Annotated in this window: 21 protein-coding genes and 1 pseudogene; 10 read left to right on the top strand and 12 right to left on the bottom strand. The window is 47.6% G+C overall.

The window, feature by feature from the left end; translation table 11 throughout:
• Positions 1-101: 101 nt before the first annotated feature.
• The gene (locus M0413_RS21075; protein ID WP_037416937.1) at positions 102-602 is read left to right on the top strand and encodes a glycine cleavage system transcriptional repressor; all 501 of its coding nucleotides are present in this window, start codon (positions 102-104) and stop codon (positions 600-602) included.
• Positions 603-663: 61 nt separating this feature from the next.
• Here M0413_RS21075 and M0413_RS21070 read toward each other — a convergent pair whose 3' ends face one another.
• Positions 664-1,551 (bottom strand): DMT family transporter, encoded by an 888-nt coding sequence (locus tag M0413_RS21070; protein WP_249555536.1) that lies wholly within the window; start codon positions 1,549-1,551, stop codon positions 664-666.
• A 290-nt stretch (positions 1,552-1,841) separates the two neighbouring features.
• On the opposite strand from M0413_RS21070, the gene M0413_RS21065 reads away from it, so the two are divergent.
• Positions 1,842-2,666: a DUF2797 domain-containing protein gene (locus M0413_RS21065; protein ID WP_037416933.1), complete on the top strand. Its 825-nt coding sequence runs from the start codon at positions 1,842-1,844 to the stop codon at positions 2,664-2,666.
• 84 nt (positions 2,667-2,750) lie between these two features.
• On the opposite strand, the gene M0413_RS21060 is transcribed toward M0413_RS21065, so the two are convergent.
• Entirely contained in the window at positions 2,751-3,149 is a 399-nt protein-coding gene (locus tag M0413_RS21060; RefSeq protein WP_203431929.1) for a VOC family protein, read from the bottom strand.
• A gap of 203 nt (positions 3,150-3,352) precedes the next feature.
• Positions 3,353-3,958 (bottom strand): DUF4136 domain-containing protein, encoded by a 606-nt coding sequence (locus M0413_RS21055; protein ID WP_172588878.1) that lies wholly within the window; start codon positions 3,956-3,958, stop codon positions 3,353-3,355.
• Positions 3,959-4,275: 317 nt separating this feature from the next.
• On the opposite strand from M0413_RS21055, the gene M0413_RS21050 reads away from it, so the two are divergent.
• From M0413_RS21050 to M0413_RS21040, 3 genes are all read left to right on the top strand, one after another.
• A complete protein-coding gene (locus tag M0413_RS21050; protein ID WP_011623319.1) occupies positions 4,276-4,869 on the top strand; it encodes a LysE family translocator in 594 nt (197 codons plus the stop codon).
• Positions 4,870-4,896: 27 nt separating this feature from the next.
• On the top strand, positions 4,897-5,445 hold the full coding sequence (locus M0413_RS21045; protein ID WP_037429883.1) for a DUF1415 domain-containing protein: 549 nt from the start codon (positions 4,897-4,899) through the stop codon (positions 5,443-5,445).
• Between the two features lie 73 nt (positions 5,446-5,518).
• A complete protein-coding gene (locus tag M0413_RS21040) occupies positions 5,519-6,007 on the top strand; it encodes a hypothetical protein (protein WP_037416923.1) in 489 nt (162 codons plus the stop codon).
• A 107-nt stretch (positions 6,008-6,114) separates the two neighbouring features.
• Here the strand turns inward: M0413_RS21040 and M0413_RS21035 are convergent, their stop codons facing one another.
• From M0413_RS21035 to M0413_RS20995, 9 genes are all read right to left on the bottom strand, one after another.
• Positions 6,115-7,989, bottom strand: coding sequence for a methyl-accepting chemotaxis protein (locus M0413_RS21035; RefSeq protein WP_231640349.1), 1,875 nt, complete (start codon positions 7,987-7,989; stop codon positions 6,115-6,117).
• 257 nt (positions 7,990-8,246) lie between these two features.
• The gene (locus tag M0413_RS21030; RefSeq protein WP_231570511.1) at positions 8,247-8,492 is read right to left on the bottom strand and encodes a hypothetical protein; all 246 of its coding nucleotides are present in this window, start codon (positions 8,490-8,492) and stop codon (positions 8,247-8,249) included.
• Positions 8,493-9,202: 710 nt separating this feature from the next.
• Entirely contained in the window at positions 9,203-9,388 is a 186-nt protein-coding gene (locus tag M0413_RS21025; RefSeq protein WP_231570510.1) for a hypothetical protein, read from the bottom strand.
• A 337-nt stretch (positions 9,389-9,725) separates the two neighbouring features.
• Entirely contained in the window at positions 9,726-11,012 is a 1,287-nt protein-coding gene (locus M0413_RS21020; protein ID WP_047538971.1) for an acetyl-CoA hydrolase/transferase family protein, read from the bottom strand.
• A gap of 310 nt (positions 11,013-11,322) precedes the next feature.
• Positions 11,323-12,444, bottom strand: coding sequence for an ABC transporter permease (locus tag M0413_RS21015; protein ID WP_249555534.1), 1,122 nt, complete (start codon positions 12,442-12,444; stop codon positions 11,323-11,325).
• The gene (locus M0413_RS21010) at positions 12,434-13,375 is read right to left on the bottom strand and encodes an ABC transporter ATP-binding protein (protein ID WP_249555542.1); all 942 of its coding nucleotides are present in this window, start codon (positions 13,373-13,375) and stop codon (positions 12,434-12,436) included. Before M0413_RS21010 ends, M0413_RS21015 begins: the two co-directional genes overlap by 11 nt.
• A gap of 95 nt (positions 13,376-13,470) precedes the next feature.
• Positions 13,471-14,484 (bottom strand): HlyD family secretion protein, encoded by a 1,014-nt coding sequence (locus tag M0413_RS21005; RefSeq protein WP_249555533.1) that lies wholly within the window; start codon positions 14,482-14,484, stop codon positions 13,471-13,473.
• A complete protein-coding gene (locus tag M0413_RS21000; RefSeq protein ID WP_037416902.1) occupies positions 14,484-15,182 on the bottom strand; it encodes a TetR/AcrR family transcriptional regulator in 699 nt (232 codons plus the stop codon). Before M0413_RS21000 ends, M0413_RS21005 begins: the two co-directional genes overlap by 1 nt.
• Before the next feature lie 174 nt (positions 15,183-15,356).
• On the bottom strand, positions 15,357-15,704 hold the full coding sequence (locus M0413_RS20995; RefSeq protein ID WP_037416982.1) for a hypothetical protein: 348 nt from the start codon (positions 15,702-15,704) through the stop codon (positions 15,357-15,359).
• Positions 15,705-16,194: 490 nt separating this feature from the next.
• Between M0413_RS20995 and M0413_RS20990 the strand changes: the two genes are divergently transcribed.
• The 5 genes and pseudogenes from M0413_RS20990 to M0413_RS20970 all read left to right on the top strand — a co-directional run.
• Positions 16,195-17,052: a lipase family protein gene (locus tag M0413_RS20990; protein ID WP_249555532.1), complete on the top strand. Its 858-nt coding sequence runs from the start codon at positions 16,195-16,197 to the stop codon at positions 17,050-17,052.
• A gap of 10 nt (positions 17,053-17,062) precedes the next feature.
• On the top strand, positions 17,063-18,394 hold the full coding sequence (locus tag M0413_RS20985; RefSeq protein ID WP_249555531.1) for a DUF4785 domain-containing protein: 1,332 nt from the start codon (positions 17,063-17,065) through the stop codon (positions 18,392-18,394).
• A gap of 368 nt (positions 18,395-18,762) precedes the next feature.
• Positions 18,763-22,014 (top strand): nSTAND1 domain-containing NTPase, encoded by a 3,252-nt coding sequence (locus M0413_RS20980; protein WP_249555530.1) that lies wholly within the window; start codon positions 18,763-18,765, stop codon positions 22,012-22,014.
• 21 nt (positions 22,015-22,035) lie between these two features.
• A complete protein-coding gene (locus tag M0413_RS20975) occupies positions 22,036-22,413 on the top strand; it encodes a DP-EP family protein (RefSeq protein WP_007646896.1) in 378 nt (125 codons plus the stop codon).
• 185 nt (positions 22,414-22,598) lie between these two features.
• Positions 22,599-22,691, top strand: a pseudogene (locus tag M0413_RS20970) (transposase); the annotation flags it as partial.

The raw sequence follows: 22,691 nt of genomic DNA, 5'->3' as shown, positions 1-22,691 counted from the left end.
CTTCATTCTAAGTGCGTTGAATTATATGACGCAAAGATGACAGTTGTGTTACACCCCGTTGTAAAACAGGTGCCTTTTACAAAAAATAGGAGTCAGTCGCCATGCTACGATATTTAATCACGCTTCAAGCACCTGATAGAAAAGGATTAGTAGAGCAAATCGCCCACGCCGTGAGTCGCCATGGCGGCAATTGGCTCGACTCAGAATTGCGCCATATTGACGGGATTTTTGCCGCCATTTTGTTACTCGAAGTGCCTTCCCTGAAAATGGACGAACTGATTGAAGCTTTAGAGTGTATCGACGGGCTCACCCTCACCTATGCTAAAACCTCAGTCGCCCTCAAACCCATTAAGCGACTGACCTACAGTTTAGTGTCCTACGACAGACCCGGATTAGTGCTGGATATCTCCAATCGGATCACCGCGCTTGGTATCAATATCGAGCAATTTAGCAGTCAATTTGAAACCGCTGGCCATACTGGCATCGCCCTCTTTCGCGCCACCATAGGTTTAGGCTTGACCGACCTTGCTCAAGAGGAGCAACTGATGCAATCCCTCTATGCCCTCGGTGATGACTTAGTGCTGGATAAACTCAGCCGTTAGGTTTCAACACTTTTAACAAAAAACGCCGCGGGCACTGCCAGCGGCGTTTTTTTATAGAGACTTAGCTAACTTTCTGGTGCCGAGACTTAATCAAATAACGCAGCGGCACTTGTGAAATCAGCATACCGAGCAGCATCAAACCGCAGCCAACCAAGGCGCGCAGCCCTAAGCTCTCCCCAAGGAATAAAATACCGCCGATGGCCGCAAACACAGTTTCTAAACTCAAAATAATTGCCGCGTGGGCAGGATGCGCATGCTTTTGCGCTAGCACCTGCAAAGTATAGGCAATACCCACTGAAATCAGCCCCGCATAGGCCAGTGAGCCCCAGGCGGCAACCACCTTATCGACTGTCGTAACCTCAATGGCCGCAGACACCAGCAGGCTTAATACGCCGCACACCAAAAATTGCATCATGGCGAGTAACACTGGCGAAATCCGCTTGGCAAAATGATCTACCGCCAAAATGTGCATCGCCCAAAACAGCGCGCCAATCAATTGCAGCATATCGCCATAACCAATGTGAAAGCCGTCTTTAATACTTAAAAAATACAACCCCACTAATGCAACGGCACACCCCAACCAGGTATTTGCGCCAGTAGCATGTTTCAGCGCCAGCCCCAAAATCGGCACTAACACAATATAAAGCCCAGTGATAAAACCCGCATTGGCCGCGGTAGTATACAGCAGCCCCACCTGTTGCAATGAGGCGCCTGCAAACAGCAATCCGCCTACCGCCACGCAGCCAATGGCAAAATCTTTGGGTGTACCGAGATGAATTTTACCTTGCCGAGCCAAGTACCACACCAGTGGAACGAGTGACAGCGTACCAATTAAAAAACGTAGCCCGTTGAATGCAAAGGGCGATAAATGCTCCATTCCTAAGGTTTGCGCGACAAAACCAAAGCCCCAAATGGCAGCGGCGAGCAGGAGTAAAAAATTGGCAGGCAAGATACTGTCTCAATGATTAAAAAGGATGACAAGATTACCGATATGCTGGACGCTTGTCCAAAATAACCTACAAGTGAATAACAAACTGACGCACTCACCACGAGTTAATTGACAGTTCATTGACCCCCGTTAACCGCCGTACATTTAAATCAAGTTGGGGTATCAATCGAAAATTCCTATCTAAACTCGACTAGATAATCTTGTATACTGCACACCAAGCAATGACGAATGCATAAGTGCGCTGGGAAGCCTTGCCCAACCCAGTGACACAATAAAAACTAGGAACACCTATGTTAGGAACGCTAAAAAAGCTGCGCGCACACTTAGATGAGGCGCAACAAGTACAGTATCAACTGGTGATAGGTGAAGAATTACTGCCACTGAATCCCTTAATTGGCAAGCCGCTGACACTTACCCACACGGGTAACATCTTCTGCTGTAACTGCGGCAAAAAGACCAAAAAGAGCTATTCGCAAGGCCATTGCTTTGTGTGTATGCAAAAGCTCGCCAGCTGCGATATGTGCATCATGAAGCCCGAAACTTGCCACTTTGACCAAGGCACCTGCCGGGAGCCAGAGTGGGCGCAAAGCCATTGTTTTGTGCCGCATTATGTTTATCTATCTAATACTTCAGGCATCAAAGTCGGCATCACTCGCCACACTCAACTGCCAACTCGTTGGATTGACCAAGGTGCCACCCAAGGTTTACCGATTTTTAAAGTGTCGACACGACAAATCTCGGGTTTAGTGGAAGTGGAGTTAGCCAAGCTCATCAACGATAAAACTCACTGGCAAGCCATGTTAAAGGGCCATGCCGATGATATCGATTTGAATGCTAAGGCTGCGGAACTGATCCCACACATCGAAGCAAAACTGCATGAAATCGCTATGCAAAAAGGTGATTACAGCATCGAGCGATTGCAGGAAGACATTCAAACCATTCATTATCCGATTGAAGTTTTCCCCAAAAAAATCAGCTCACATAATTTTGATAAAGACGCCGTGGTCAGCGGAATTTTACAGGGCATCAAAGGCCAATATTTACTGTTCGATACGGGCGTGATTAATATCCGCAAATTTACGGCCTATGAAGTGAGTGTATCCTTAAGCAACTAGCTTACGCCGCGTTGTGCTAAGGCGAAGCCCTACACAACGCGCGCTATTCTTGGCTTAGCAACGCTTGGCTTGAAAGGCAATGTACTAACCAACTTGCGCTTCCATATAGACAAGTTCCCAAATATGTCCATCGGGATCTTCGAACGCATGGCCGTACATAAACCCTTGATCTTGTGCTTGACGATAGGCTTTGCCACCATGCAGTTCAGCAAGTTTTACCAATTGGTCGACACGTTCTCGACTGTCACAGTCTAGGCAATTGAGTACCTCTGTCGTGGCATGGGCATCGGCAATCACCTTATCGGTAAAACCAGCAAAAAAAGGCTTCGCCAGCAGCATCACATAAATATTGTCCGCGATCACCACGCAAGCAGCCTGCTCATTGCTGTATTGATCATTGATGCCAAACCCTAGACCAGCGTAAAAAGCCCTTGATTGTTGAACACTTTCAACCGCCAAATTAACAAAGATACTTTGTGCCATCATAATCTCCCTTTATAAGTCCTCTGCGGACGTACATCCTAGTCAGGTAAAAATACCTGTCATCTGTAGATAGGTAAGTAAATAGCTAACTGAATTGTCTAGTCTATCATTGCAACATCCTAAACTCGTGTTCCAGCTAGCTCTTTAGGCGAGCATCTTACTCACCTTAAGACTTTACTGATTACTGCGCCAAAATATCCGCCCTATTGCACCGCATGGGTGGCGGGCAGCGATAGCAGCATTTCCTCGATTGAGCCATCGAAGCGGGCTTTGACTTCATCCATATCCTTTATATTGGCAAAGCCTTGGCCAAGAACTCGCCATACCATCTCATAAGGCTGACCCGCAATGCCCGTTGGCTTAAAAAAGCTAATCAACACTGAGCCTTTATCGTATTTTTTAAGATCAACACCTTGATTCGACAGGCCAGGCACTAAGCCTGCGGTGGCGAGTATCTGCTCATCCGACATTTGTGTGCCCATGGCGATGCCGAACCCCACTTGAAAGTCCGCCAGTTGCGGGTCTTCAACCCAGCGATAACCTTTTGTCAGCAGCACTTTTTTAAGGGTGTCCTGCATATGTTGTAAGACTTGTTGCTGATCGAGCCTGCGGTCAACAAAGATCTTCTGTAGTGTGGGATGCCAACTATAGGTCATGGCGCTCGGCGGTAATTGACTCAAATCCCCCGAAGTTACGACAGTAGTTCGTAGCGCTTGCGAATCATCGTTCACACTTACACAGGCGGTAAGACCTAGCAAACTCAAGCTTACAATTGTCAGTACACGTCTTATTTTTTGTGGTAAATACATGCTCTTTCCCTTATGGCAATTTTTACAGCTTAAGGATAGTTGCTATTTCTCAGACTGAAAGTCGATATTCATCATAGTGTTAAATTGCAACGTTCGGCAACCGCTGCACTTATATTGCTCAGAAACCTTAGTGTGCACCACATAGTTATGATTTGTTACTTTATAAAGCCCGTACAGCGTATAGGCGCGATTCAATTTACCCGCTAGAATGCCTCGCTCAACGTCAGTGATAGTAATACCTCGACGCTTAAATTCGAGAGTAATATCCCTATTACAATGCCAAAAATGACAATAAATAAAAGGTGTGGAATTTATCTATGGAGTTAATACTGGCTATCGCATTGTTTGCCTTTTCATCGGGGATCACTCCAGGGCCTAACAATATTATGCTGATGACCTCAGGGGTCAACTTTGGCGTTAAACGCAGTATTCCGCATCTGATGGGGATTAGCCTTGGCTTTCCTACCATGATCCTCGCCATCGGCCTAGGCTTAAGCGCCCTATTTCAAGCCTACCCGATTATCCACCAAGTGATTAAAGTCATTGGGATTGTATACCTTCTGTACCTGTCATGGTTGATAGCCAATAGCAGTAGCAAGATGGAGGGCAAGAGCATCGCTAAACCTTTTAGTTTTCTGCAAGCCGCTGCATTTCAATGGGTTAATCCTAAAGGCTGGATTATGGCCGTTGGCGCGATTGCCACTTTTACCTCAGTACAACAGGATCTCACACCTCAAGTGGTCACTATTGCCACAGTGTTTTTATGTGTGGCTTTTCCCTGCGCCGTAGTGTGGCTTGGGTTTGGTGTAGCACTTAAACGTATTTTGAAAAACGAACGCCAGCAGAAGATCTTTAATATCACTATGGCCATCTTGCTTGTGGCGTCTATCATCCCTATGATCGCTCCCTAATTTTGGCCGTAAGAGTTAAGCACTAGCATGAATGAGATAGAACTGATCACTCAACAAACCGATAACTGGGTGAAAAAAGTGATCATGAAATACAATATTTGCCCCTTCGCCAGACGTGAGGTCGAGCGCGGCAGTATTCGCTATCTTGTTGTTGAACAAACCAAAGTCAAGCTAGTGCTTAAGGCATTGATTGAAGAATGCCAATACCTGGATGCGCACCCAGAGCACGAAACCTCGCTGTTTATTCTGCCGCGGGGATTTGAGGGCTTTTACACTTACCTCGATCTCGTCGATATGGCGAACGACGCCTTATTCGACAACGACTATGAAGGCGTGTATCAGCTCGCGCACTTTCATCCCGATTATTGTTTCGAGGATGAACCCCAAGACTCGGCGGCAAATTTTACCAACCGCGCCCCCTACCCAACCCTGCATATTATCCGCGAAGCCAGTATGGAGTTAGCCCTTGCTAACTACAATGACCCCGAGTCCATCCCCGAGCGCAATATTCAATTTTGTGAGCGTAAGGGCAGCGAGTTTTTTATTAAATTACTCGCAGAGTGCATGGGGAAATAGCTTAATCACGGCGGGTAACACATGTACCGCGTAACAATCAGCTGAATGTTTGCGACAACGGAATGTAATCACGATGGACTTGATTATCCCATCAGCATTAAAGCCCTTTTTTAGCACAGAGATACCAGACTCACGCCAACTCGACATCGGTTTTGCCCTATTTGAATTTCCAAGATTTGAAGACCTCATCGATTTTCAAATGGGTTATCGCTGGCATGGTATCACCCAAGCGCGGGAGCCTACTTGGGATGATAATTGGCTAGTACTGGCAAGCTCCTATGGCGATCCCTTAATTTATCATTTAAAGGATGAACACATTCTTTTCGCTCGCCATGGCGCATGTGGTTGGAAGCCCAACCTTCTTTTTACCGATTTAGCCCAAATGTCTCGCTGTTTTAATGCGTTAGCAGCACTAATCTCCGACGCAGGCGACGCTCTTTTTGATGATGACGACAATATCCAGCCAAACTATGTTGAGTTAATTAAAGCGAAGATTGTGAATCATGTAGGGCTTGAGCAAGGCAACCAGATCGTCGAGCAACTAGAAATTATGGCCTACTAACATAAGAAGTATGCCGTAGAAATTTAAATGCTATAAATCATCACATTAAGGATATCTACGGCCTGTTTGTCATAGTCAGTAATACTCACGAATAAGATCAGTCGAACCTATAACTGAAAACGTGTTACTAATCCTTTTAGCGTAACGCCAAGGCTAGCAAGATTATCGGCGGAGCTTGCTGTTTCTGCTGCGCCATCAGCGGTTTGTTCGGCAATATCCCTCACTCTCACGATACTTTTATTAATATCTTCTGCCACAGCGCTTTGTTCTTCCGAGGCTGCAGCGATTTGATGTGTCATATCCTGAATACGGCTAACCGCAACGGCAATATCCACTAACATCTCACCGGCTTCGCGGGATAATGACACTGCGCCATCACTCAATGTTCGGCTTTTGGTCATCATTTGTACCGACTCCGATGTCCCTTTTTGCAAGTTAACAATCATATTTTCAATTTCTTCGGTAGAGGATTGTGTGCGGCTCGCAAGGCTTCGCACTTCATCGGCCACCACTGCAAATCCCCGTCCCGCCTCACCAGCCCTTGCAGCTTCAATGGCCGCATTTAGTGCGAGTAAATTAGTCTGCTGTGCAACCGATTTGATCACATCAAGGACGGCACCAATACTGACACTTTCCGATTGTAAGCGCTCCATAGCATGTGCAGTGGTCGCTATTTCCTTGGCTAAAAGTTCGATTTGGCTAACCGCTTCGATAACTTTTTTATTACCTACCGCAGTGGTGTGATCCGCCTCTTTAGCGGCTAATGCAACATTTTCAGCACTCGTTGAGACCTCTTGTACTGTCGCAGCCATTTCATTAATCGCGGTAGCGACTTGGTCAGTTTCACTACGCTGATTTTGCATCCCCACACTATTTTGTACTGTGACCGAAGAAAGCACCTCAGCCGATGAAGCCAACTGCACCACGCTATCACCTATTTGTGCCAACATTTGCCTAAGGGTGCTATTCATTTCATCCATGGCACGCAATAGTTCTCCCATCTCATCCTGACGCTCTGAGTGAATAGTGCTACTTAAATCACCTTCGGCAATTTTTCTTGCTGTAACAAGGGTTTGTTTAAGTGGCCCAACAATTTGTCCACTGATTAACCAAGCCAGTAAGGGACCGACGACCAAGGCAACAATTAATGTACCAAGTACCACCTCCTTGGCTTGAGCATCCGCGTCTGCCCGCTGATGCTTTTGGATGTCAACTAATTCACGAATATTCACCATCAATGTTTGTGCAGCCTCGCCCATCGACTGTGTTAGGTTAGCCATATCACGGTTAACATTGACCAACGCATCAATATCCTGGTCATACCGATCCAGTATCTGTATGGCTTGCGCAGTATCTTCCCCCTTAAGAGTGGCAATAGTCTGAGATAATCTGGCAATGGCATCTTTTGCCGTTTTTAAATTAAGATCACTAGCATCATAGACATAGCCTCGAATGTGATAACGTAACATGGTCATTTGCTGGCTAACACTTAAGGCATCTTTTAATAATTCAGTATTTTGGGTCGCTTGAGCCTTGTTGGTCATTCTATCTACCAATTCCGCATAAGTGGCAACCAACTTTGCTCCCACTTGGGCACCTGTGACTTTTAATGCCTGTTTATGCTTAAACACATCACTAAACTGATTTATTGATTGATGATACCGTTCCATCGCCACTAATGATTCTTGAAGATACTGTCTATCGTAGGCATCGCTATACTCTGACAATTGTTGCTGTAAACCACTTTTTGTATTTTCAATTAAGCTCTGGAGTTCATCTAATTTTGTTAAATCGCCATTTGCGATAAATTCTAATCGCACGGCCTTGGCCGCAAGCAAGGTTTTATCGACATTGGCAATAAACTCTAACCGACGACTACTGATATCGATTGAGGTAAGTCCCCTGTATCCAGCCGCTGCGACAATAAATATCAGCAATAACAAGATCCCAAAACCAAGCCTTAACTTATTGGTTACTGTCATGTTTCCTAGCAGGCGGCGCAAACCTTCCATTTAAATACCCCGTATCAATTTTAAAGATGAGTAAACAAATCCAGTGCAATTGTAATAATTTTCCCATGGCCGTTTATTGACCTAGTTAACCAATTGGTAAAATACATTATATGTATAACATTTAAATCAAAAGTATATTGTGGAAGTCAGAAGAAAGAGAAATCGTAGAGAGCAACTGCATTCGATTAAAAAGATAAATATACTTATTAAAACAATACTTTATATCATCACAACAAGACTGATGGCGACAAAATATCTGGCAGTTCTTCATCATTGTCGATACTAAAAGCAATAAAGTCATCGGTCTTAGGTATCGCTTGATACACTTCAGTCTGAGTAAACAGCTGTAGGCATTCAGAAAATATCGAACGTATTTGCCCCACTATGGCTTCCCACTCGCTAAAGTCATCCTCGGGTAAGCGCTGTTGAATCGCTTGCAACTCGTCCTCTGAAAGCACATAAAGCGTCCTCACACATTGATACTCCCTGTCACCCGTATTGAACTTAAGCTATTGATAACACTCGCTGAGTTAAATATGCGGTTAATTCAATGTCATCCATTGACTGATTTACGCCTTTTAAGGTCGATTTATTTGCTAAGCAGTCCGAACGTTCATCACACAAAGAGATAACCCCACGCTCTTATCCCTAAAACACCTCACTTAAACCAACCTTTGATACTCGTCAGCAGTGAGCGACAGTAAAAATGCACACTCTTGGCTTGGCAAAATGTAGTGATAGACTCAACGCTGTTGCTATGTAAATGGTGTACCTTAATAGGCCAGCTGCCCCGCTTCAGTTGACGCTCAAGCAATTTCACATCCCGCGGATACGATTAATATCCTCTGAGTTTTTAGCGCGTAAATGGATGACAGGGCTTAAGGCGTGGTCCGACGTACTTCTCATAAAATCCAAGCGTAAAGACTCCAGCAGATAAGCTTTCACGACGGCTTTATAGTTCGACAGTAACCCTTTGATCTGCGCGAAATGGAGATACTCATGGAGCTTGATATAGCCAAATAACGAGAGCGCCCCAGGTGTTCAGCCAACTCGAGCAGCGATGACAACATCAAGCGCACTTCGTGTGCATCTGAGGATTTCGACATATTGCTGTTAGGGTTCAGCGCCATATCGCTTCCCGATTGCAGCAGCACTTGGAACAGCGTCTCTGCATCGAGCGTCATCACCCATGGTGCTCAGTGCCTTCGCTCTTCATCAATTCGATGGCCTTATCAACGGCGGTTTGAGATGTGAAAATCGGCATAAAAGAATGATCACAGCCATCCTCGAGGGGGACATACCACTGGGTGATGCCGATAGCCATCGCACCTTCACCCGCCTCGGGCGCCCCAGTGCTACTCTCACTCAAGATAAAGAGTATTGGTTGGCTAAGCAGTTGATAAAACTCGGCCGGATAGAGATTGTCTTGGAGGGCCTTAACAAAACTTTGTTAGAGTGAGGTCGTCTCCTCTAAGGTGTACAACATTGACAAACTTCCTGTCATTAAGCCGTTAAGACCTTAACTATCAAATAGTTAAAAATGATTTTTAACCATTCGATTCATACTGACCAGATTAAATCGCCTGGGCATGGCAAAACATTGAGGGTGTCGAATATCCCACAATCGGAATAATAGCTGGCGCTTAGCCGCGTACCGAGCCTACGGAGTCGCAAACTCGGCACTCAGGAGTAACGGATTGATAAAGCTACAGACTTAATCCCCACACTTCAAAGGCATCGCGGCAAAGTTGCTCACGAAAATCCGGATGGGCGATATTAATCAAGGCCTGTGCCCGTTCACGTAGCGAGCGGCCACGAAGATTCGCCGCGCCATATTCGGTCACTATGTAATGAACATGGGCGCGGGTAGTTACCACCCCCGCCCCAGGAGATAACACGCTAGCGATGCGAGAAACCCGACCTCCAGAGGCCGTACTTGGCAGCGCAATCACAGAGCGGCCACCTTCGGACAGCCCCGCGCCGCGGATAAAGTCCATCTGGCCACCCACGCCCGAATAAATCTTAGTGCCAATGGAATCGGCACACACTTGCCCGGTGAGATCGACCTGAAGCGCCGAGTTAATCGCCATTACATTGGGGTTTTTACGGATAATAGACGTGTCGTTCACCTGCTCGATATCCATAAAGATAACCGCAGGATTATCATCCACATAGTCGTATAACTTCTGGCTACCTAAGGCAAAACCTGTAACCAGTTTTCCGGGGTAAAAGCGCTTTTTACTGTTGTTAATCACGCCCTTTTCAACCAATTGCAAAATCCCGTCGGAAAACAATTCGGTATGCACGCCTAAGTCTTTGTGCTCGGTCAGGCAGGACAATACCGCATCGGGAATTGCGCCAATGCCCATCTGCAAACAATCGCCATCGCGGACTAATTCAGCCACATTTTTCCCTATCGCCAGACTCACAGCATCGCCAGTGGCAAACGAATGAATGGGTAAACTGGCGCTTTGCTCATACACGGCGGCAAAACGGTCGATATGAATAAAACCATCGCCGTGGGTGCGGGGCATTTGTGGATTAATATGGGCAATGATTTTACCTGCCACTTGGCAGGCGGCTAAAGTGGCCTCCACCGAAATTCCTAAGGAACACATGCCATGTTTATCCGGCGGCGACACTTGGATAATCGCGGTATCGATTTTTTGCTCGCCGCTGCGGAACAGTTTAGGCACTTCAGAGAGGAAAATCGGCACATAATCGGCATCGCCACTTTGTAATAACGGCCTTGTAGGTACCCCACCGAAAAAACAGCGATGGCGCAAATGCCCACGTAAATCGGGATGACTTAAGGATTCAGCACCTTCGGTATGTAACTGTAATAAGGTGAGATTTTCAAGGGTGAGCGCATGTTTTGCCAGCGCATCTAATAGGACTTTTGGAGTTGCGCCCATGGAATGGGTCCACAGAGTTTCGCCACTTTGGATCAGTGAAACCGCTTCGAGGGCACTTTGACACACAATCGCAGGCATACAGAATTCCTTCGCTAAGCTAAATCTCTATTCCTTTTGTGTATGATGCAACGTTGATGCGCATCGCGCTGCTCAGCCGAATAGGCCTTCACATTCACTGAGCTGATAACCTCAGGTATCGATTTACACAAATCGGTCTGTATAAATCGCGCGAAGGGACACACTAAGCCATCACATAAAAGGAACATTTTGTTAGCAGCAGTGTAAGCGAGTTCTAAAGTAACTAACATCCATTTCAACTACTTAGTCCAAATCTTTACGCATAATTTGCGTTAAATCAAAACTCGCGCCTAAAGCGTGAGTCAGCCCCTTAATCCAAACGTTTAGAAAAGCGCAGGCTTGCCACCAGCAGCCCTAAGCAGGTAAAGCCAATCATCCACAGCGCATCAAATTGCAAGTCACTCACCTCGGCATCCCGAAGCACAATCGCGCGGGACATGCGCATAAAGTGAGTCGCGGGTAACGCCTCGGCAATCCACTGCGCCGCTACGGGCATGGCCTCGTAGGGGAACATAAAACCCGACAACAAAATCGATGGCAGCAGGATAAATACCGTCATTTGCATCGACTGTAACTGGGTTTTCGCGATGGTCGAAATCACTAGGCCTAAGGTCAAACTGGCGCAGATAAACAACATGGCCGCCAACGCAATCGAGTCCAAACCGCCGCGAATCGGCACGGCAAACAGCAAATGCCCAGCGGTAAGAATAATCGCCAATTGCACAAAGCCGACTAACACATAAGGGGTTATTTTACCTAGCATTAGCTCAATCGGCCTCACCGGCGTGGTGATTAAAAACTCCATATTGCCCTGCTCGCGTTCGCGCACAATCGCGGCCGAGGTAAACATCACCATGGTCATAGTCAAAATGACCCCTAAGAGGCCGGGGACGATATTCACCACAGATCGCTGCTCAGGGTTAAAATACTGCACCACCTCAAAACTGGGGGGATTGGATTTGACCGCCCTGCCCGCAATTTCATCCAGCGGCATTTGTCTTAAACTGCGAATGGTGGAGGCGACCACAGTATCCGAGCCATCCACCAACCATTGACCGACAGGCTCGGCAAAATAGGTCTGCCCTGCAAACGCCGGATGCCGTACTAAACGCTCGTCAAGATCAGCACCTAAATACAGCACGGCTTTCACTTCGCCGCGGGTGATCGCTGCTTCCGCCTCGTTGACACTCAAATAGCGATTTTTAAAATCAACTACTTGGGTCGCTTCTACCGCCTTGACTAAAGCACGGCTATAGGCGGAGTCACTTAAATTGACTAAACCTGCGGGTAAATGACGCGCATCGGTATTGATGGCATAGCCAAACAATATCAACTGCACTAAGGGGATCATCACTATCATGCCGAAGGTCATGCGATCCCGCGATAACTGTCTGAGTTCTTTGACCACTACGGCCCAAATTCTACCTAGCATCTTGAGCCTCCACTGTCGTGGCCTCACTGCCGTTTGGCGGCGTTAGCTGGGCACGTCCGCCCGTGCAAGTCACAAACACATCCTCAAGGCTTGGGCGCACCTCGGTCAGTGCCCGCCCAGCAACCCTTGGGCTTAACCAAGCCAGCGGATCTGCAATCGAACTTTGCACTAAAACCCGTAAACGGCTGCCAATCTGCGCCGCCGATAACACGTTAGCGTCGCTTATGAGTGATTGTTTTAGTGTGCGTAAATCATCCCCCGATACTTCAATCACCCGCGCGCCCATGGCGGCCATTAATTGTTGCGGCGAGCCGTCGGCACGTTTTATCCCACGCTCTAAAATCGCGAGACCATGACAACGCTCGGCCTCATCCATATAGTGGGTCGAGACTAAAATCGTGGTGCCTTGGGCACAGAGATCGAACAGCCGTTCCCAAAACTCGCGGCGATTTTCAGGGTCCACCGCCGACGTTGGCTCATCGAGGAATAACAGCTCAGGATGATGTAAGGTTGCGGCAGCTAAGGCCAAACGCTGTTTTTGCCCACCGCTCATGGAACCCGCCATTTGCTTCTCGCGCCCCGCCAAATCGTACAAGCTTAATAACTCGGCCAAACGCGCCTTAGTTTGGTGACGATTCAGCCCATAAATTTGCGCCACAAACTCGAGATTTTCCCGCACCGATAAATTGTCGTAGAGGGAGAATTTTTGCGTCATATAGCCAATGCGGCGGCGCAGTTTTTCCTCGGCGCCGGGCAAGGTTTCGCCCAGCACCCGAATATCCCCCGAGGTTGGGCTAAGCAGCCCAGTCAACATCCGAATAGAGGTCGATTTACCACAGCCATTGGGGCCTAAAAAACCATAAATCGTACCCTTAGGGATCGCCAAATCGAGATTTTCTACCGCATTGATGCCGCCAAAGGCGCGGGTCATACCACGGGTTTCGATAGCAAACTCAGGAGCCGCGGTAGATGTTTCAGCCGCTGATGTCCCAGCGACTGTCCCCCCTGCTGAAGCCTGTTGTGCACTCATGGCAGTTGTACCTCAAGGGCCATTCCCGTGGGTAAATCCTGTCCTTCTGGCGAAATATCAATATCGGTGAGATACATCAATCTCGCCCTATCGCGTTCATTTAAGGCATAAAAAGGGGTGTAAGCCGGTTGACTGCGAATATTACGCACAGTGCCAGCAATAGGCTGCGTGCGGCCATCGACAAGGATCTTAACTTGGTTACCCGCCTTGACCCTATCGAGCCAAGTCGCAGGCAGATACACCCGCACATAGGGATGCTCAATTGCCAATAAACCAATAAGTTGACTCCCTGCGGCCACCCTATCACCCACCCGCCAAGGCAAGGTATCTACCATTGCGGGTTTCGCCGCCACTAGGCTTAAATCCTTAAGGGCTTTTTGCTCCTGCGCCACCGCAGCCATGGCCGCCTCGACTGCGGCTCTGGCTTGTTCGAGTTGCTCGCTGCGGGTGCCGTTTTGCAGCAGTCTTAAGCTCTGCTCGGCTTCGGCTTGCTTGGCAAGGCTGGTATCACGCGCCGCGCGCGCCGCATCTAAATCTGCTTGACTGAGCACCTTAGTCTTAAATAACCGTTGTGTACGCTCAAAACTCTGCTGCGCCTCTTTAACACTGGCATTGGCGCCATCAAGGGCGGCGCGTGCTTTATCTATGTCTTCCGAGCGAGCCCCCGTTACAGCTTCCGCCAGCTTTGCCTGCGCCTGTTTAAGCTCGGCCTGACGCTGGCTAAGGCGCGCCTTAGCGGCGGTGCTATCCAGCTCGAGTAATACTTCCCCCGCCTGCACTTGCTGGCCTTCGACCACATTAATTCGATTAATCAGCTCCCCCACGGGGGCGGTGAGGGTTAACCTATCGCGCTCAACCGTACCCAGCACTCGGGAGGATTCATCGCCACAGGCTGTTAATTGCAGCAACAGCGCCGCGCCCAATAGACTCCTCACCAGCTTGCCCCATCTTTGGGGAGATAGTTGCCGCGTCTTAACCGACATCACAGCTAACCCATTAGATACACTCATCATTCACTCCTAGGTTCACGCAAAACGCCCTGGGTAAACACCTGCATATTGTGCAGTGCCAAACGTTGTAAATCCTCGGCATTGCTACTAAACAGGCCAAACTGACGCATTAAAACCGGGGGAGCAATCAGCGGAAACACCATCAAACTGATAAAACTCAGGCGCACTAAATTGGGGTCTAGCCCTGCTTTGAGTAATCCAGCATTCACTAATGCCGACTCAACCCATTGGCGCGAGAGGGACAGAATTTGCTCAAACACCGACAACATGATCCGATAGGCCTCGGTGCCATCGCCTTCCTGCAACACACGCACGATTAATCGGGGTAATCCGGGATTAGGTGCCATCACCCGATAATAGATCTGCATCAGTTCGCCAATATCATTAGGTGCTTGAGCGCAGGAGATTTCACGCAAACGCGCAATCACAGGCTCGAGGGTTTCACGCACCATCTGCTCGAATAGCCCAGCCTTAGAGCCAAAGTAATAACGGATAAGCGCCGCATCCACCTCGGCCTCACGGGCTATTTCACGGGTAGAAACAGTGGGATAACTGCGTTCACTAAAGAGCGTCACCGCGGCGGTGATCAGCCGTTGACGTGCATCAGAGTTGCCTTTCGGGCGACCAGCAGCCATAGACAGCCCAGATTGGGCGGCAAAGGGAACCACACCTCTTGGGCGACGAGGGATAACCGACATAAGCCTCTCCGGCAGAATTCATCTATTGATGAATATACTGAAAAGCTGCTGGAAAAGGCAGCAGTTAAATTCCTCATTTTGGTTAAAATTGAGGAATTTAACCTAAAGGCTTAAGCCTAAAATATCAGAGGTTTAAAACCACTCTTAAGGCTTGTATTTATCTTTGATGAAATCCTAAGCCCCTTTGACGATAGCGCTTAAACGCTCAATAAATTGCTGCACCGCCTCAATGGAATCAAAACTAAAGGCCAATCCATAGTGGGTTTCAGTCAGACTTTTATGTAAACGTTTGGGAAATCGCGTCATTTCCGCGCTGTGGTAATAGTCATATTTAGCATGCACGCCTGCTAAGGTGGTAAATTCACCCGAAAATATCTCAAACGCGGGGCGAATAATCAGTTGCGGCGTTTTGCCATCCATATGCAGGTAAAAGGCTTCCTTAGTACCTGGCAACATATATTCGGTAATGCTCTTCACCGAAAAATTGCTACGGCAATTGAGTTCGGTTAAACAGCGGCTCATTTCCTGTTGTGTGATGGCCAAAGGTGCCTCCCAATAAGTGTGAAAACGCTATAGAACCAATAAAGATCCAAAACGTTAAAGTAAAAATAATTTTTGAGCCATCCCAGCCAATTCAAACGGCTAAATACGCTATACGTTTTATTAGCGTTTACTGATCAAGCAATTAGCTGTCGGTTAGGTCATATTAAAACAAAGTCAAAAGATTGTCGCTATGTCATTAAATTGTATAGCGAATTTTTGCTTGCCAGCCCCAAATGTTGCGACTAGGTTAATAAGCCAGAGTAAGAGTCTACCCTGTCCACCATAGCAAGGTCACTCAGCTTGTGAACTTTTACTCCCAGTGGTTTTACTGCGCAGCATTCCTTAAAACCAGCCCAAGATTGCCTTGCACCAGAGTGCAGCGATGTCAATCGACACAGACACCTGATTAATGTTCACGATTGCAGTGCACTGTAAGGCCGCGCTCAATCACTAGAGATGAGAAACACCCATGAAGATAAAAAACACCTTAATGCTCTTGGGTCTGTTAGCTGTCAGTCCCGCGATTTTTGCCGCAACAGGTATCGCCTTTGTTCACGGAACCGGAAAACAAACCAATGCGTTAGCCGACTATTGGACTTCGGAATTTGTTAACTCAGTGCGCCAAGGGATCCCCGTCCCCAATAATTACACTGTTATCAACTGTGACTTCGACCAATATATGTGGGAAGAAGCCGCCGCGGGTTGCCTCGCCACTCAGCTCAATAGCTTTATCCAAGCGAAAAATATTGATGATTTAATCCTGCTGACCCACTCTAATGGCGGTAATGTGGTGCGCTGGATTTTATCAAACCCGACTTGGGACAGCCGTTATCCTGCGGTGATCAAAGCCACTTCAAGGGTTATTGCTCTTGCGCCATCGAGTGGCGGCACGCCGCTCGCCGATGCAGTCAATCAAGGCAATGTGTTCGAAACCACCCTAGGTTGGCTCTTAGGCTATGGCAGCAATGCGGTCAAACAGCAGCAAGTCGGCTGGATGGCAAACTACAACAACACTTGGCTCTATGGCACCTCGGGTCGCCCGAGTTTAGGTAAGCCCTTCGAGGTGGTTGTCGGCTCGGATGTGGATTCCGCCATTTGGGACAGCGACAGCTACTGCGCTGGCTATCAATATCAGGTCGCCCTCGAAACTACCCAAAACTGGCTCGATAGCTGCTCCGACGGCTTCTTAAATTGCAGCTCCCAAAAAGCCGCAGGCACAGTCTGGTTTACCGATAAACAAAAGACCCGAGGCCAAGAACCGTTAAGCCATCAGCAGAGTCGCCGTGCCTGCTTTAACTTAGACACGCTGATCCGCAATCATATTTAAGGAGCTCACTATGCCACCTTTTACACTCCGCACCTTAAGCAAAGCGGTCAGCTTGGTCATATTAGCTAGCCTGCTCGGTGCCTGTCAGGATGAGTCACCCACGCCTGAGCCACAAAAAGAAGCCAGTCCAATGTATGCCAAGGGCTTAACCTTAGCCGCGCCGACGCAGAGCGACCTTGTCGATACTAATATCGCCTCGCCAACTCTCGCGCCGATTAATACCAGTACCGATTACGTCAGCTTTATCACTCCGCTCTATGGCGAATACCAAGCCAGTCAACCCGTGGTTGAGCAGGCAAGCCAAAGTGATGAGTATTGGCTTAATGTCACCGGCGCTGAGCTTAATGCCGGCGTGCAGCTTAACTTGAGCCAAGCGGGCAGTTTAGTGCGGATTGCGCCCCGCGGCGATGTCAGCACAGGCGCCTTAATGCATGCCGATGCCGTAGCCCCTGAGCGAGTGCAAATTCAGCGGATAGACCAAACGCCGCAGGGTAAAAACGCCAGCAGCTCGCAAGCAACGGAATCCTTGGTTAAATCGCTGGTGAGCGCCGAAGCCTTAGCGAGCGCGGGACTCGCCGATGACTCCAGCGCGCTGCAAATGTCTGAAAAAGCCACGGCCGGAGAATATCGCCTGCAAGTCAGCCAGCCCTTAGTCGCTAAGGCCAACTATCTGGTCAACGTGAAGGAAAAAGGCTCGCCCTATCAACTGAGTATCAAGGCGCCCAGCGCAATTGCGGCCGATGCCCAAACGGTTGGGGTTAAACTCGCCTTAAGCCAAAGCGATAATCAATTTGCGCCTAAGGCCAAACTCAAACAAGCCGATGGTACAGAGCAAGCGCTGGCCATGGTGAAACAAGGGGATGAATGGCAGGCTTTAGTGCCTGCGGACTTGCCCCTTGCCAGCAGCAATGCGGGGCTGAGTGAAATCGAAGTCACAGTCCAGACTCAGGTCGATGGCCGCCCAGTGCAGCGCACGGTGAAAACCGCCTTTAAGTCCTATGTAAACTCGGCCAGCATCAAACCCGAAGTGCTAACCGTTTGGGATAAAGGCGTACCGAATCAAGTCAACTTTGAGCTAACTGTCGCCGAAGCGGGTCGCTTTGGCCTTAGTGGGGTGCTAACGGGCACAAACGCTAAGGGGCAAAAAGTCGCAATTATGCGCACCCAAGCGGCAAACTGGTTAACCCCCGAATCCCCTAAACTTAAGCTGATATTTGACCCCAAACTTATCCAAGCCTCAGGCCTGCAACCGCCCTTTGAACTCAACGAGCTAGAGCTGCAAGACCAAGGGCAAATGGCACGGTTAAGTTTTCAGGCCAACGCACTGGTGCTTACGCGCTAACTCAATTTAACCCATTTCTCCCTTCCCAACCGCGTTAAGTGCCCACCTTGGGCACTCTTTTTTTACCCGTCATCCGAGTTTATGCTGCCAAGCCAAGCGTTTACCCAAGCGAAAGTGCAATTATCGCGCAATCCCCCAACCCTGTGACAACACATGGGTATCAGCACAACATGCTGTCACAATTTCAAGATAAAATTTACATTGATTATAAAAGCTTACTTCTTTTAAATAACAAGGAGTCTAGGCATAATGCCAATGTTTTGACGCAAAACCCCATAGCAACATATGCAAATGGAATATAAAAATAACAATGGCTAACGGCACCGCGATTCCTCCGCCTTAGTCGATGCTCAAGCAATGGAAATCCTATGAGTGACAGCACATTTTTTTTGGGTGAATGGCAAGTTAATCCCAGCGCCAACAGCCTGCTTCTGGGTAAGCAAGTTAAACAGCTTGAGCCTAAGGCGATGGATGTGTTGTTATTTCTCTGCCAAAACGCCGGTGAAGTGGTCAGCAGCGACGAAATTGTCAGCCATTGCTGGCCTGGGGTCGACACGGGCGACAATCCACTGCATAAGATTATCAACCAGTTACGTCGCGCCTTAGGCGATAGTGCCACCGAATCCCGTTACATTGAGACCATTCGCAAACGTGGTTATCGCACCTTAGCCGAGGTGCGCTTTCCCGTCGGCCACGAGGCCAGCGCCACGCCACAAACTTGGCAAGGTGGTTCGCCGTTTCCAGGCCTGCAAGCCTACAGCGCCAACTATGCCGACGTGTTCTTCGGCCGTAGCGAACAAATTAGCACGTTGCTGAATCGCATTAGCCAGCAAATCCATTTTGGCCGCGCCTTCTGCTTAATTTTAGGCCCCAGTGGTAGCGGTAAATCCTCCTTAATTAATGCCGGCGTATTGCCTAACCTCATGGCCGCCAATGGCTTTAATGGCGTTGGGGTTGTGGCCTATAGCAGCCTCGATTTTGCCGATGTTGCTAAGGGGCAACTGCTCACCGATCTGGCCAGTGCCATGCTCGATTGGGAGGTAAACGATATTCCAGTATTTGATGGCATGAGCGCCGATACGCTTGCCACCAAGCTTGAGCAAGATCCGCAGGGCATTGTCGAGATATGCAAACAAAGCCTTAAAAATCATGCTTATGCGACGCCACGCTTTGGCTTATTTATCGATCGATTAGAGGTGCTATTATCATCGCCGCTGTTTAGCAACGCCGAGCGCAGTGCCTTTATCGAGTTGTTAGAGCGTCTTGCCACTTCCCATGCGGTGTTGATTCTAAGTGCCTGTCGCAACGATTTTTATCCGTTGCTGGTCAATTATCCCAGTCTGATGGCGGGAAAAGCGCGCGGTGCCCATTTCGACTTTGCGCCGCCCACGCGCACCGAGCTGTTGCAAATGATCCGCCTACCAGCCGTTGCCGCCAATTTAACTTGGGACATTGACAGCGACACCGCCATGCCGCTCGATGAAATGCTCTGTAGCGATGCCGCCAGCAATCCAGATGCGCTACCCATGTTGCAATACACCTTGCAGGCGCTGTATTTACAGCGCAGCGACGATGACAAACTATTAGTCTCTGTCTATCGCACCTTAGGCGGCATCGAAGGCGCTATCGGTAAAAATGCCGAGCAGGCCATCTCCCATTTAACCGAGGCCGAAAAAGCCAGTCTGCCGCGGATTTTGTCCCTGTTAGTCACCCTGCGTGAGGATGAAAAATCCATCACCAGCCGCACCGCCCGTTGGTCGCAGTTGCAAAACTCGGCCGAAACCGCCCTAGTGCAAGCCATGGTCGATAGCCGCTTATTTGTGTCCCATCTGCAAAATGGTGAACCCTGTTTTAGCATCTCCCACGAAGCCCTGCTGCGCCGCTGGCCAAGGGCGACGGCGTGGATCAGCGAACATAACGACAGCCTTAGCATTAAGAGCCGACTACAGCATTTATCCCAGCGCTGGCTCAGCGAAGCCAAACACAGCGCCTATTTGCTGGCCGAGGGTAAACCCTTAAAAGAGGCCCAAAGCCTTAGGCAAAACCCCTTGTTTGACTTAGACGAGCGGGAAACCGACTTTATTGCCGCCTCCAGCAAACGCGCCACTATGCTGCGCTGGACGAGGCGCGTCACCGTCGCCCTGCTGTGCGTACTCACCTTAACCTCAGTCATTATGAGCGTTCGCAGTATCGAAGCCGAAAAGCTGGCCCAGCAAAAACGCCTCGCCGCCGAAGATCTACTCGGGTTTATGGTGGGTGACTTCGCCGATAAGATGCGCGGCATCGGCCGGATGGACTTACTCGACGGCATCAGCAATAAGGCATTGGAATATTTCACGGATTTCTCCAGCCAAGACGATGAAAAATACTTAAGCTTCGACGCCCGCTTCCAGCATGGGCAGACCTTAGAGGCCATGGGCGAAGTCGCCTATTCACGCAATAAAATCGATGAAGCCCGCAGCGCCCTACTCGCCGCGCAGGAAAAAATGCTGCCGCTGCTCGAATTGCAGCCAGACAACTTAGCCCTGCTAAAAACCTTAGGTGCCAATGCCTTTTGGTTGGGTCAAATTGAATACGATGATAGAAAGTGGGAATCGGTCGAACCCTTTTTTGAACTGTATTTGCAATATAGTCAAAAGATGTATTCCTTAGCGCCGGATGATAAGGATGCATTGATGGAACTATCATATGCATATAACTCCCTAGGTTCGCTTTCTATGCAACGACAACAATTCGTTGAAGCAAAGAATGGATTTCAGGAGTCTCTGACATTAAAACTTAGTGCTCTAGAAACAGATCCTAGTAATACACAACTTTTATCTGATGTAGTAAATGCACGATCTTGGTTAGCAAGTTCCTTAACCTCATTAGGTGAAGTTACTTCTGCAATTAATATTCATGAAAAAATACAAACTGAACTTTCGAATGAAAAATTAGAGCAACAACCCTATCTTCTTGAAAGGCTTTCAAGTAGCTATCAGCTATCATCAACTTTGATTAATTATAAAAATGATACTAAATTAGCAGTTGAAAAGGCTAAACTTAGTTTTTTAACTATAAAAAAAGCATCAGACAAAGACTCCGAAAATAGAATAATTAAAATGCAGAAAAATTATTCATACTTAAATCTAATAAGCCTTGGATATGGTGATTTCAATCAAGATGAAAAGCTTAAACTCGAGCGCCTAATTGAACAAATAAAAATCAATAAAACAGCATCAAAAAAGGATAAAGAATTATTAGCAAAATACTATCTAGCTCTTGCAAAGCATATGGATAAAATAAAAAACTACAAAGACAGCCTAGACTTCTCTAAAAAATCAAAGGCTATCTTCATGTCCTTACAAGAAGATAGCACAAACTCTCAAGACAATATTATACCCTTTTCAGAAAGCTTATTAATAGAAGCATCCTCATTAAAAAATTTAAATGAAAACGATAATTACATTGAAGTATGTAAAGATATAAAGTCCTTACTAGCACCTTTTGTAAGTAAAAACAAAAGTCCAGGAATTACAATCCCATATATAAAATCATTGAAATGCTTAAATGATAAAAATACTGGAATAGAATTAATTGAGATTCTTACTAAATCAAAAATTAATAATCTTGAATTTTAATCAATAAAAAAGGAGTAAGAAATGCAAAATGTACAAGGTCACGCTCACTTTATCAAGGTGATTGTTAACTTAGATAATAATGAACCCGTTTTTAGCTATGTCGACACGACTGGTGAGCCGTGCCAAGGTGATGTAACAATTACAGAGGCAAGCACTATCACTTATCAATTAGTGGATAATACTGGAAAAGGATTAAAATTTGCTGGCGTTGGTTTCATCACTCCTTTTGATGAAATTATTGACGCCGTAACAATTAGTAGTGATGGACAGTTGGTACAACTTGTAGATTTGGACCACACAGCGGGTACAACAAAGTTTCAGTTTGTATTAACAAACACGACAAACACACTAATGTTATTGAGTCCTGATCCAGAAGTGGTTAACCGTCCTGAAAACTAATCTCCATTGAAAGGGACTGCTTAGCAGTCCCCTTTTCTCCCCCTTCCAGGCCGCCTCTACTTGCCACCGAGCAAAAGCGAGGACAAAAGCGAGCAGCAAAAGCGAGGACAGCCATGTCTTTTTGTGCTTTATCCCCTCTTATACTAGCCTTACATTATCTTGATTGCGTCTGTTTGGAGCGGATAATGACCTCGGCCAGAAGAATGCTTATCGATGCCAATACAACACCCTTCTATCATGTGATTAATCGCTGTGTCAGAAGGGCTTTTCTGTGCGGT

Source organism: Shewanella sp. 8A, from assembly GCF_023475945.1.
GTDB classification, from domain to species: Bacteria; Pseudomonadota; Gammaproteobacteria; order Enterobacterales; family Shewanellaceae; genus Shewanella; species Shewanella xiamenensis.
The sequence above is the reverse complement of the archived record's forward strand: the minus strand, read 5'-3'. Positions and strand labels throughout refer to the sequence as shown.